Annotated in this window: 15 protein-coding genes; 4 read left to right on the top strand and 11 right to left on the bottom strand. The window is 35.7% G+C overall.

The window, feature by feature from the left end; genetic code table 11:
- Positions 1-143: 143 nt before the first annotated feature.
- Together ACQKN4_RS10550 and ACQKN4_RS10545 are read right to left on the bottom strand one after the other, a co-directional pair.
- Positions 144-662 carry a GrpB family protein gene (locus ACQKN4_RS10550; protein WP_240518297.1) on the bottom strand — a complete coding sequence of 173 codons (519 nt, stop codon included), beginning with the start codon at positions 660-662 and terminating at the stop codon, positions 144-146.
- Between the two features lie 314 nt (positions 663-976).
- Complete coding sequence (locus tag ACQKN4_RS10545) at positions 977-1,957, bottom strand: diaminopimelate dehydrogenase (protein ID WP_079561947.1); 981 nt, start codon at positions 1,955-1,957, stop codon at positions 977-979.
- 368 nt (positions 1,958-2,325) lie between these two features.
- On the opposite strand from ACQKN4_RS10545, the gene ACQKN4_RS10540 reads away from it, so the two are divergent.
- Complete coding sequence (locus ACQKN4_RS10540) at positions 2,326-2,613, top strand: hypothetical protein (RefSeq protein ID WP_427483621.1); 288 nt, start codon at positions 2,326-2,328, stop codon at positions 2,611-2,613.
- A gap of 9 nt (positions 2,614-2,622) precedes the next feature.
- Here the strand turns inward: ACQKN4_RS10540 and yeiL are convergent, their stop codons facing one another.
- Positions 2,623-3,285: a transcriptional regulator YeiL gene (yeiL, locus tag ACQKN4_RS10535; protein WP_079561949.1), complete on the bottom strand. Its 663-nt coding sequence runs from the start codon at positions 3,283-3,285 to the stop codon at positions 2,623-2,625.
- A gap of 96 nt (positions 3,286-3,381) precedes the next feature.
- On the opposite strand from yeiL, the gene ACQKN4_RS10530 reads away from it, so the two are divergent.
- Positions 3,382-4,533, top strand: a complete 1,152-nt coding sequence (locus ACQKN4_RS10530; RefSeq protein ID WP_079561950.1) for an MFS transporter — start codon at positions 3,382-3,384, stop codon at positions 4,531-4,533.
- Between the two features lie 42 nt (positions 4,534-4,575).
- Here the strand turns inward: ACQKN4_RS10530 and ACQKN4_RS10525 are convergent, their stop codons facing one another.
- The 7 genes from ACQKN4_RS10525 to ACQKN4_RS10495 all read right to left on the bottom strand — a co-directional run bounded on the left by ACQKN4_RS10525 (position 4,576) and on the right by ACQKN4_RS10495 (position 10,001).
- Complete coding sequence (locus ACQKN4_RS10525; protein ID WP_427483620.1) at positions 4,576-5,760, bottom strand: oxalate decarboxylase family bicupin; 1,185 nt, start codon at positions 5,758-5,760, stop codon at positions 4,576-4,578.
- A gap of 200 nt (positions 5,761-5,960) precedes the next feature.
- Positions 5,961-6,242 (bottom strand): hypothetical protein, encoded by a 282-nt coding sequence (locus tag ACQKN4_RS10520; protein WP_079561952.1) that lies wholly within the window; start codon positions 6,240-6,242, stop codon positions 5,961-5,963.
- Between the two features lie 10 nt (positions 6,243-6,252).
- Positions 6,253-6,633 (bottom strand): SHOCT-like domain-containing protein, encoded by a 381-nt coding sequence (locus ACQKN4_RS10515; RefSeq protein WP_079561953.1) that lies wholly within the window; start codon positions 6,631-6,633, stop codon positions 6,253-6,255.
- A gap of 13 nt (positions 6,634-6,646) precedes the next feature.
- A complete protein-coding gene (locus tag ACQKN4_RS10510) occupies positions 6,647-7,012 on the bottom strand; it encodes a DUF2089 domain-containing protein (RefSeq protein WP_079561954.1) in 366 nt (121 codons plus the stop codon).
- Positions 7,013-7,057: 45 nt separating this feature from the next.
- Positions 7,058-7,273 carry a hypothetical protein gene (locus tag ACQKN4_RS10505; RefSeq protein ID WP_079561955.1) on the bottom strand — a complete coding sequence of 72 codons (216 nt, stop codon included), beginning with the start codon at positions 7,271-7,273 and terminating at the stop codon, positions 7,058-7,060.
- Positions 7,274-7,365: 92 nt separating this feature from the next.
- Positions 7,366-8,112 carry a hypothetical protein gene (locus ACQKN4_RS10500; RefSeq protein WP_427483619.1) on the bottom strand — a complete coding sequence of 249 codons (747 nt, stop codon included), beginning with the start codon at positions 8,110-8,112 and terminating at the stop codon, positions 7,366-7,368.
- A 467-nt stretch (positions 8,113-8,579) separates the two neighbouring features.
- A complete protein-coding gene (locus tag ACQKN4_RS10495) occupies positions 8,580-10,001 on the bottom strand; it encodes a PLP-dependent aminotransferase family protein (protein ID WP_427483618.1) in 1,422 nt (473 codons plus the stop codon).
- A gap of 102 nt (positions 10,002-10,103) precedes the next feature.
- Between ACQKN4_RS10495 and ACQKN4_RS10490 the strand changes: the two genes are divergently transcribed.
- Complete coding sequence (locus ACQKN4_RS10490) at positions 10,104-10,706, top strand: LysE/ArgO family amino acid transporter (RefSeq protein WP_427483617.1); 603 nt, start codon at positions 10,104-10,106, stop codon at positions 10,704-10,706.
- Positions 10,707-11,012: 306 nt separating this feature from the next.
- Positions 11,013-11,456 carry a hypothetical protein gene (locus ACQKN4_RS10485; RefSeq protein ID WP_427483616.1) on the top strand — a complete coding sequence of 148 codons (444 nt, stop codon included), beginning with the start codon at positions 11,013-11,015 and terminating at the stop codon, positions 11,454-11,456.
- A gap of 210 nt (positions 11,457-11,666) precedes the next feature.
- On the opposite strand, the gene ACQKN4_RS10480 is transcribed toward ACQKN4_RS10485, so the two are convergent.
- The gene (locus tag ACQKN4_RS10480; protein ID WP_427483615.1) at positions 11,667-12,131 is read right to left on the bottom strand and encodes a hypothetical protein; all 465 of its coding nucleotides are present in this window, start codon (positions 12,129-12,131) and stop codon (positions 11,667-11,669) included.
- Positions 12,132-12,419: the final 288 nt, after the last annotated feature.

The raw sequence follows: 12,419 nt of genomic DNA, 5'->3' as shown, positions 1-12,419 counted from the left end.
ATAAAAGCGAAAACTCACGTATCGCAATTGTTGCTGAGACAAACCACGGGTGGAGTTTTCGCTTGGTACTTCAAGTTTATCAAATTGATTTTACCGTTACCAACTTTTTTCAAGTTTCTTTACTATCCGATGAATAATCAAAATTATTTATCGTATCTCTTAAACTCAGGAGTTTCCATTAATCTTTGGAAAAAGATATCTTTAGCTTCCCTATAGGCATCCATTGATTTAGCTTCGTACTCTTTCTTCAATTTATCATATGCATCGCGATATTCATTATTTGCCAATAAAACGTCTCTAAATTTCCAAAAGAAATCAAACTCAGAATCAATTACAGTTAATTGAACCCCTAAAGGAGGATTAGTTGTATCATCTTTAAATGCCCTAAATGTAGCTGTTTTAACACTTTCATCATTTCTTTCATATAAATTTGATAGTAGTTCTATGGCATTCGAAAATTGTTCAGCATTAACACGTACTTGGATATCTAAATCACCTTTAGTAATGCTATTAGGAATTGCTGAACTACCAACATGTTGAATATCAGCCTCTGGTAGCAATTCTTGTATTTTATTTGCGTGAATCAAAAATGATTTCTCAGCATTTTTATGAAATAGTTCACTATTAAAAAAATTCACTTTTTCTATTTGAAACTCCCCCAATCTATCCTTTTTTACAAAGCAGCAACGTTACAATGTAAAACTACTTAAGTAGATTTTAATAACCTAATTTTATTATAAGCACAAAAAGTATTTATTTGACAATAAATACAATTAATAAAGTCCAATGATTTTATTTCGATATGCTCCCTTTACGGAAAGTTAGCATTTGTGTAGTCGTTAATTTCGTCATCCCCAGCTTTTGATGGTGCTTTCATTTATAGTTTAGCTATATAGTGATTTAACAAAATGAATTGCTAAATTCGAAAAACCCGATTATCAACTAAATGATAATCGGGTAGTTTAATAGGTTAAAATTATAAAAGTTCCTTACGTAATTCAGCAGCTGATTTTGGTGATAACAGACCGAATGGGATATCGAATACTGTTTTAGCACCTTTGTCTCCAGCTTGGTTTAGACGATGTGCTGCACGAGCAAATGCTACTAAAACACTAGATGTGAAGTTTGGATTACTTTCAAGTTTTAATGAGAATTCAAGAATTTGTTTTTCGTTAGCGCCGCTTTCTCCACTACGAATAACGAATCCACCGTGTGGCATGCCTGTGTGGTTTGCTTTAAATTCCTCTTCAGAAATAAAGTTTACAATTGTGTCATACTCATCAAAATAGTTCGGCATCGTCACGATTTCTTGCTCAACTTTCGCCCCATCTGCACCTTCTTCAAGAACTACCCAACATTCACGTGCATGCTTTTCACGCGTTGTCAGCTCAGGATTTTCACCGTTACGAACACGGTCTACTGCCTCTTGAATTGGTAATGTGTATTGTACCGCATTTTTAACACCTTCAATACGACGCACAGCATCTGAGTGACCTTGACTTAAACCGTCTCCCCAAAAAGTATAAGTTGTGCCTACTGGTAGAACTGTCTCCCCTAGTATACGATTTAATGAGAATAAACCTGGATCCCAGCCAACTGAAATGACGGATACTTTACCAGACTCTTGTGCCGCTGCATCTACAGCCTCGAAAAACTCAGGAATTTTCGCATGAGTATCAAAGCTATCAATTGTATTAAACCATTGTGCAAAGTGTGGTCCTTGCTCAGGTAAATCTGTTGCTGAGCCACCACATAAAATCATTACATCAATGTCATTTTGGAATTTTTCAGCATCATCTACTAAATATACGTTAGCATTACTCGCAATGTTTACAGTTGATGGATCGCGACGTGTGAATACCGCTACTAACTCCATATCTGGATTTTGTGAAATAGCATACTCTACACCACGTCCTAAATTTCCATAACCTACAATACCTACTCGAATTGCACTCATTAAAAATTCCTCCTCACGATTACGTGACTATGTGAAGTCCTTCACGTTAACTCTACTTACAATAATACGTTGTGTTAGGAAAATTCACAATAGTTTGAGTACGAGTTTTTCTCTTAAAATCATACAAGTTTTCTATGATTTCTATTCGTAAATGGCATGAATACGGTTACATATTTAACTTCTTTCAGCGGATGTCACGGAAATCGGAAAGGAGTTCTTTGTGCAAGCACAAAGCCGATTCCGGACGCAATTATGCCGAGGCATAATTGATTAACTAACCTTTAAGTTTTAGTTAAAGCCTTGTAAATGAAGACTTTTTCCACCGCATGTCTTGTACAATAAAACTAACGACAAAGGGGGCATGTTGAATGAAAGGTAATTGTTATTCGCCAAGCACAACATTGGAACAAGGAGAATTACTTACTCGTCCATTCCGAAATGCACAAAAATCTGCTAAAGCTCACATTGAAACTGAGGTAAAGCACAAAAAGATCCCACACCACACACACCAATGTTTAGGGGTTATACCTTTTGGCGTTACGGAAGAAACCCTAGATATCTCCCTACAAAACCAAAGAGTCAATGAGGCTTACTTTTACCATAGCGGGAAGGAGATAGCACGCTGGTTAGTTAAAAAAAGTGAATACAATAAGTAATAGCACTCCTCACTGTATTTCCTGAGCCAATTCGGAAAGACGCTCTTCATTAATAATGTAATAGCCATTCTTTTTCTTCTCTAAAATTTTTTCTTCGCAAAATTGTGCAAGTACATATAATAAATGTCGATAGGAAACCCCTAAATACTCACAGATTTCAGTATGCTTTTCTTTATAGACTCCTTGATCTGACGAAAATTGAATAAATGCAGCAAGTCGATTTTCAAGTGGAAATGCTTGATTTTGTGTATATTTTGACGTCATTTTGAACGCCTTTTCCCCTAAAAACACACAAAGTTTACGTAAAAATAGTACATCCGTGAGTAATTTTTCTTTACAGGACTGTTTAATCGAAAAACAAATCGTCTCGGTTACTGTCTGAATCCCCTTCGTATATCTTGCCTCATTAAGTAACTCAATTTCCCCCATAAAAAGTGGTGCCTTCAAGTAATCGATAAGCGAGACTTTGCCATTTTTGTGTGTCATGTATAGCTTCGCCTTTCCCTCGATCATGTAGTATAGCGTATTTGGAAATGACCCTTCTTGAAAAATCCATTCACCCTTATCAAACTTACATATTTCTAAAAATGGATCAATTTCAAAAGAAAAAAAATCATCTATTGGATATTTATCGAGATAGTATGAACGTTCCTCAGCTGTCAGTATATGCATTTTTACTCTCTCCTTCGAAAAAATGTGAGATATCTCACATTATTGTATCGATGAACGTGCTATTATTCAACATAGTTAATGGAGGTACGTAATTTTATGAACAATCAACGATGGCTTTCTCAAAATTTCTTTGCATTTTTCTTTACATGGGGTATTTTCTTACCTTACTGGACTGGTTGGCTTGTTGATGCCAAACATCTTACAGTTTCACAGGCTAGCGTCGTAATGGGCTGTGGTCTTTTAGCACGAGCAATCTCAAATTTATTTTTCTTCCCGATGCTTGCAAAATATGTGAATAATAAACGACTCACTAGTATTCTAGCAATAGGTGCCCTACTCACAACTTTACTTTACATACCAAGCACGAGCTTTATCTCGCTTCTTATCGTTACCCTTATATTTAGTGTTTTCTATCCAGCACTGCTTCCTGCCGTTGAAAGTAGTGCGGCAACACTCGTACAGAATGGAAATGTCCACTATGGTAAAAGCCGCTCCTATGGTTCCCTTGGCTTTGTCATTGCAGTATTAATCATTAGCATGCTGACAGGTGCATTTGGCAATGACATTATCTTTTGGAGTATGGTGGTCGGCCTGATCGGTATGCTGTTGATGCAGCAAATGGCTACACCACAAGAGCTACTCATTGTACCGACGAAAGAACAACGTGCAAAATCGTTGTCGATGAAAACATTATGGACTATTAAAGGCTTCCCTATTGTTTTATTAGTCGTTATTCTGTTGCAAGGCGCACACGCTTCTTATTACAGCTACGGCTATATATATTTAGGGGATTTACATGTCGACCCATTCTACATGGGGATGATTATAAACATCGCCGTTATGTGCGAAATCTTATACTTTATGAAGGCTGATACACTATTTAAAAAATGGCGATCATCTTCTTTATTACTTTTAGCAGCAAGTGGTTCATCTTTACGTTGGTTACTTATTTACTTATTCCCGAATGTTTGGGTATTTATCGCTTCTCAAACATTACATGCATTATCTTTTGCTCTTGCGCATTACGCTTTTATCAGCTATTTAACAAAAACATTGCCAAAGGAGCAAATTCCAAATGCACAAGGCATCTACTCTGCATTAGCAATGGGATTAAGTACAGCTATCCTTACATTTTTAGGCGGATATTTATACGAAATTTCTCCTGGACTATCATTTGCAGCAATGCTTATTTGTACGGTTCCAGCAATCGGTATACTGCTTACTACTAGAAATAAATATCAATATTAAAATAAGCAGGTGAGAAAAAATCTCACCTGCTTTTCTATATGCTTACTTTGGATAATATGAAAACCCAGGATATTTCACGACTGGCCACTTTTCCTTCCTTAATACATGTAGAAGTTCAGGACCAATATTTAAATTACTTTGTACTAGCTCAGATGGAGTAAGAGCCATCCATTGATTTAACGAAACATCCTGAAATCTATCACTTTTAAACATTTCAAGGAACCATAACGTCTCCGTACCGGTATTCTCAACATAGTGACCATTTGCAAACGGCACATATCCAACATCACCTGCACGATAATCAAATGTTCTAGCCACACCATTTGCTGCAAACACTGTCATGCGCCCTTTTCCTTGTAAATAATATTGCCATTCATCATTATTCGGGTGCCAATGCAACTCTCTCATTGCACCGGGCTTAATCTCGACAAGGGCCGCTGCGATATTTTTAGAAATAGGAAAATTAGTGGAGTCTACAATTCTGACACTACCTCCAGGAGTTTTAATAGGCGTTTGAGCAAGCAGACGATGCTTGAAAGTTTGAGGGACTGTACCATATGGCGATTGTACTTTTTGTGTGTCTAGTGATCCTGGAACTTTATCTTGATAAATATAGACCTGTTCTTTCGGGATATGTTGAAAAGCGCTCTTTGGAACACCAAAATTAGAGGACAGCACATCTTTAGGCGTATGAGCAAACCAATCAGAAATTGAAAATGTACTAAGATCTGAGAAATGCCCATCGTCAAATACTAGTAAAAATTCACAGCCATCTTCAAGACCCTGTATGGAATGAGGAATACCTGGTGGGAAATACCATAAGTCCCCCGGTCCTACATCGGCAATAAAATTACGTCCATTTTGATCGACCGCAGTAATGCGTGCATGACCAAGAAGCATATACGACCATTCCGCCTGTTGATGCCAATGCAACTCACGAACCCCGCCAGGTGTCAGACTCATATTAACACCTGCCAATGTCGTAGCAATTGGGAGATCACGAACAGTAATTTCTCGAGACCAACCACCATGCTTTAAAACCATATGCGTATCAGAAAAAGAGAATTTTAAATTTGGTACAAGCCCAGCGTCTGTTTTAGGAGGGACAAGCAAATCAGGATTTTCCAAATCCCTCATAACATCTCTCGGCCCTTTATCCACCCCACCTGCACCATCTTTCCGAATAGGCTGTGGAACATAAGAATAGCCCTCTGGTATGTTCTCCAATGGTTCACCTCTTCATAAATAATCATTATTTAAATATGTATGATTCTTTACTAGAATTATTCTTTTATCAAAAGGTTTTGCGATTCTAGTACATATTTAACCCCGTCCTAGATTAAAGAACGGGGTTACGTACTTGAGCTATAATAGTTTTTTTCAATCAAGAAATTAGGCTTTTTCTTAAAAATGCTAGTAATCATCAATTATAGTCTAACTTTAACCTCTGTGCCGTCCTTAGCTTTGACATCCACTATCACGATTCCCTTATAATTTTTCAGTTCCTTGACGATCGGCTTTAGCGTGTTTTTATCTATTATTGGAAAAGTAAAGTCTATTTTTTTTCTTTCGAAAGGCTCTTTTGTCCATTTGTTTAAATTTCGTTGCAAAAGTTTCGAGGACAAAATTGAAATAACAATGTTTAACATAGCATATGGCATTGGGATATTAAGCCGAAAGCCTTTTGTTTTCACTTTTACATGCATCATAAGCAAATCACTACTCAATGATGACCGAAACGGTATCCCCGTTTGCCGATTTAATATCAACAATTTGGCCATCTAATTCGTTTTCAATTGCTTCAATAATAAGGTTTATATCAATATCTTTAACGTATTTTTCCGCTTGAGGAACACTCGCTGCGATACTGTGTCCAGCCAGTAATACTACCTTGACAAGTTTTATAGGTAAATTAACCATGACGTTATCATTTTCGGCTGATACAACACGGACTTTTAAAGTTTTATCTAAATATTTAGTCGGCTTATCATTACTTGTTTCTTCTTTTTCCTTTAATACTTGAATCAGTTCTGATCCTTGTTCTGCATCAATCTTTCCTTCTTGAACCATTGTTAATACTCTTGCAATTTCCTCTTTCATGATAAATTCCTCCCTATTCTTCTTTTAAAAGCTTAATAGCTTCTTCTGGTGTAATCTCGCCATTTTCCAGCATAGTGACAACTTTTCTCTCGTCTACTTCATTTTTCTTCTTTTGCTCATATCCAAGAGATGAGATAATGTCTGTTAGCTTGCCTCGAACCGTTGGATACGAAATCCCCAGTTCCTTTTCCACTTCTTTGATATTCCCTCTGCAAGTTAAAAATACTTCTACAAAATGAAGCTGATCCTTTGATAAAGATGCCAACTTAGATAATTCAAACTCATTTTCAATCGTTGTGTGACAATGAGAGCACTGCAACTTAGTAATTTTCAATGTCTTACTGCAAACAGGACAATTTGTGATAACTTGATAAGCCATAGTGAAATCCCTTCCTTCTAGTTGATTTGATTATACAACAAGGAATTAAAAATGCAAGTGATTAAAATTAAACTTTTTAATTAAAAAAATAAATATTATTAATTCTTTGTTTAAAATCATTAATTCTTCATTTTCGCTTTTAATGTGAATTAACTTATGACTATATATTTTAATCCCGTCCAGCATTAGGCCAACAAATGGCTTTTGTGTAAAGAGAAGCGGCCGCGGCGGATGTTTAGACGCCAGCAAATATTCCAACATTTGATTGTTCACCTCAATAATGTTTTTCGACAATAAAAAAAGAACACAATAAGATGTGTTCTTAAAGTACATTATTTATTATGAAATGCAGATTATTTAATGCCTCCATCAAAAGGCCAAAATAAAATATTTATACCATTCTTTGTACCGATATAAAGATAAGCTTCTTTGTTAATGCCGTCTCCATCTATTACTACATAATATTGACCAGCTTTGTAAGCATATACATAGCTATTACCATTTATCTTTTCTGCTACAGGCTTACCGAAATATTTCTGTAGTTTTTCAGTTAGCTCTTTTTTCGAGCCCGTTATCATTGTATTTTTGCCTATAGCATTAACTGCTTCCGTTCCTTCAAGCTTATTTTTAGGAAGGAAAGCGTATGATGCCTTAAGTGTCATATAGAACGGAATTTCGCCATACTCAAGCGTACCTTTATTATTGGCTTTTAAAGATTTATAGTTCATGCCAATATTCCCTGGCACCCATTTTAATTGCCCCTTCTTCGCTAGGTTGGCAAATTCCTGATCGATATAATCTATCTCTATCATCTCTCCATCTTTAGTAAGTTGATAGTATTTTGTATCGAATAAGCCAGTAAATCTATCGCCCATAGCTACGTAGTCTTCATTATACCTCTCAATACCTATTTCAATAATACTAGGCGAAAGGAATTCGGCATTGATACCAACACCATTATCAATCTCTTTCTCTAAGAAAATTTCTCCATTTGGGCGAACGCCCACTAATTCAAGACTGTCACCACCACGCCCAGAATCTTTATAATACATAAATGTATCTTTATTTCCAGTGACAGTGAACTGCATTTCTCCTTCCATAAATGGGCCACCGAAAGAATATACTTCATTCTTTCCTTTTAAGATTACTGGAACGCATAAGTTTTTTTTCACTCCAATTGTCAATCCGTTAGACAGTTCATATGGGAAATTTTTGTTCTTACAAAATTCTGGATTTGATACTCTATGTATTTTAGAGACTTTTTCATTAGTCGCATCGGCGGACAGACTATTGAATGTGACAGTAGCCACTAGAAAAAAAATAAGTGAAAAAATAATTTTAGTTAGATTCCTCAAAGCGTTTCTCCTTATTTTATATTTAGTCTTGCAAGACTATTTTAGTACACATGTATGGTAAATTCTACATTAAATACATATATTTTTCTTATTTTTTATATATCGTCGACATAATTTGCTGAAACAAATCAAACATACCGATACTTAAAAGAAATCACCCATTGTATGTAATCATGTATACAATGGGTGATTTTCTTTAAGTTTATACATTTCTACTTTTTTGTAATCTCAAATAGGATATTTAATCCTTTTTCCAACTCTTCCTCTGTCGCATAAGCATATGATAATCGAATATGTTGAGCATCTTGCGGATCGTAAATATAACCGGGATTAATGAGTACTTCGCGCTGCAATAGCTTGGTAAACAACTCTTTATCAACAATGGGCTCATGAAACTTTAGCCAAATATAAAAGCCACCTTTTGGCTTATTCCACTCTGCAATATCATAAAATTTTTCTTGTAAAATAGTCTCTACATAATCTGCTCTTTGCTGTAATTTTTGGCGTAAGTCGACGATATGCTTTTCATACTTTCCGGACTGTAGCCAATGCAGCACAATTTCCTGCGAGATGGCGCTTGAACCGTAATCCGTTTGCATTTTTATATCCGCTAACCGCTCTATAACAGTTGTTGGACCAATTAACCAACCAATTCTAAGTCCAGGGCTTAATGTTTTCGAAACACTTCCAATGTAAAGGACTTGCCCGTTATCATCCATTGATTTAATTGGGGGCGTTGCCGCTTCAAAGAGCAATTCGTGATAGACGTCATCCTCAATAATAGGAATTCGAGATTGTTGACATGCTTCATAAAGCTGCTTTTTTTCATGCGTAGTCCACACCCCTCCAGTCGGATTGTTTAATGTAGGAACAGCATAAAATACAGCCTGCCTTTTTCTTTTTCGTTGAGCTAAAGTTTGTACAAGCTGTTCATCTCGATGGATAGCCAACATTTGCATACCTACAGACTGGAATGGATGCACTGAATTTAAATAAGATGTTTGTTCTTGAAATACGATAGACCCCTGTTCTAGTAGTCCAACTGCAATGAGCTGTAAAGCCTGTAGTGCACCGGAGACAATGCACACATTTCTGGGGTTTGCATGAATGCCCCTTTTTATCACGTATTCGCAAATCGCTTCTCGAAGTTCATCGCTACCTTGTGGTGATGAATAACCTAAAGCTTTCGGTTGCAAAGAGAGCTCTTTCAATGACGCTTCAATTTCAGCTGTCGGTAATAAACTTGGTGCTAGCTCCCCAGTACCTAATCGAATGACATCATCGCGCTGCTCGTATTCATTGATTAATTGAATGGTATGATAATTTGGCTTATGTAAGCTTGTGTCAATAAAGGATTGCCAATTTGGCTGTGATTGTGTAATTAAGGAATGCCAAGAATTATGAGCTACAAATATACCTGAGCCTACTTTCGATTCCAATATTCCTGCTGCTTTTAATTCCTCTAACGCCTGCTGAACAGTACTCCGGTTTACCCCAAACTGTATCGCTAGCTGTCTTTGTGTTGGTAGCTTTGTCCCTGCCACCCAATCGCCCCGTTCGATATGCTCAATAACCCATGTCACAATTTGTTGCTGTAATGTCATTTCACTCCGTCTATTTGGCTGCCAGTTCATTCGTATCACCCCTCGAAATTGGGTGGATAAAAAACCATCCAATTGGTCGTTTTCTTTTAGTTATAACACATCTAGAATAGTTAGTGAAAGGAGGGAATGTTATTGGAAGCATTTCTTCATGGAATGATTTTAGCGTTTGGACTTATTTTGCCTTTAGGCGTACAAAATGTCTTTGTCTTTTCTCAAGGTGCAACACAGCCTCGTTTAGTTCGGGCCTTACCAGCCAGTATAACAGCCGCAATTTGTGATACACTTCTAATCCTACTTGCAGTATTTGGTTTATCATTAATCGTATTGCAATTTGAATGGTTACGGATCGCCTTAATGACTGTTGGTATACTTTTTTTACTTTATATGGGCTATACAATTTGGTGTTCGAATCCAGCAACTGCCGATAACAATGAAGCACTACCTATAAAAAAGCAAATTTTATTCGCACTATCTGTTTCGCTCTTAAATCCACATGCCATTTTAGATACAATAGGTGTTATTGGTACAAGTGCTTTAAAATATAGCGGCACAGAGCAAATATTGTTCACGGCAGCTTGTGTTTTGATTTCTTGGTTATGGTTTTTAGGTCTTATCATTGCCGGAGCATCGTTGAAAAAACTTGATAGCTCTGGGAAGCTTATGAATATTTTCAATAAATGCTCAGCGATTTTTATTTGGGCAACCGCTCTCTATCTTTTTAGTGGAATACTGTAACCTATGCACAAAAACACTCAAGATACTGGTTATTATTAAGATCAAGAGTTAAAGAAATGCAGTTAATTTTTATGGATCCTATATTTAATGTACAACATAATAATATGCAATTTTTAAGCTGAACTAATTTTTGATATTAGTTCAGCTTTTGTTTGTTTTACACTTAATAAAGTTTGCACCACTCTGCTAAGCCATCGAAGTTATAGATATATTTTTCGGAATATTTTATTTACATTCACTTGATTTTATAGGATAATGCAATGAATTGGTATAAATTGTTATATTATGAAAGTTAGGTGAAGTTATTTGTTTAATAATTTAGGTATGTCTTTTTTATGGTTGTTACTTGCTTATTCAGTCGCAACTTTAGTAGTTTTTATACATATGTTAATCACCAATAAATTTTTTGGTGTTCAAAATGCGAAACAGGCAGGTACAACTTTTTTAAAATCACCCGTTTATGTTAAGTCTAGACCCTATCAGGTTCTTTACAATGTTTTAATATTTCCAATTTTCCTTTGGTTATATAGTAAAGGAATTGATACGGATCATGTAAAAGAATTTATGCTTTATACCGTTATCCAATGGACAACACTTTCAATAATAATTGACTATATTAGTTGGGTTTTAATTCCCCATAAATTTAGGTTAACACATAAAGAATTTTATATTGATTATCAACCTTATATTACTTTAATTTATGTTGCAATTTTTGTTAGTCATTATATAGTTGGATTTTTCATCTCGTAAATTTTGTAGGATTCATAAACCTCTCCCTCTTTACGAGGGTCAAATTCAAGTGAATTAAAAGGTCTATAATCTCAGGTGGGAGCTTGTCACTAGCAAAAATAATTAGTACAACAGTCACACCTAGGAACCGCCTTTTTATCTGGTCCTTAATATCACCTTCACATACATATTTTTCTTATTTCAATATCTTTTCCAGCGACTGCTCTATGTTCAAGAAGAACTTCTATTAAGTGGTAATGTTGCACCAATCAACTCGTCTTCCTGATTAAGATAATCCAAAACACTCTGTATATCCTCCACATTATAACTTTTGACAACTATCATATGCTTTATATGGAGTCCTTTTGGATAAATGTTTGATTGTTGTAAACAGTTTTTTAACCGTTCTGGAGTATAAAGAATACACCATCTCTCACTCCCGTCACTCATTTTCAAACTTACTTCTATCCAATTTGTCTCATTAGGGTCATTTGATACTTCGTCATCAAACGTCCAGCTTATTAAATCTACGAGATCCTCACTATTCACATTAAAGTGGAATAATGAAAACCATCTTAGTCGTCCATTGTCACATTTAATACGAACCATTTCTTTATCCTGTTTCATATCAATCACTTTGTATAATTTACCTCTTGTTAATTCATCAGAGTATACACCTGAGGTACGACAAATCAAATTCTTGTTTTTCATAAAACCTCCAAATTTAGCGAAATTTAAATCTTACAATTAATTTTACTACGATTAACCAACCTACTTCAGTAGTACAATAAGAAAAACATACTAAGATTAGTAGTGCAGACCAAGGCATTGGTTCGTACTACTATTTTTTTATATAGTAGAGGTGAAGAATAGGTCGGGCAGCTCTTTGGATCTTGAATCCGTAAAAAAAACTGACCTACTTCACAACCTTATTTGAATCAGGTTTAAGTATGTTGGATCCTTTGAGATCGTGTATAAGAAATG

Source organism: Lysinibacillus sp. NPDC093692, assembly GCF_050280125.1.
In the GTDB taxonomy this organism is placed as follows: Bacteria; Bacillota; Bacilli; order Bacillales_A; family Planococcaceae; genus Lysinibacillus.
This window is presented reverse-complemented; position numbering and strand designations above follow the sequence as displayed.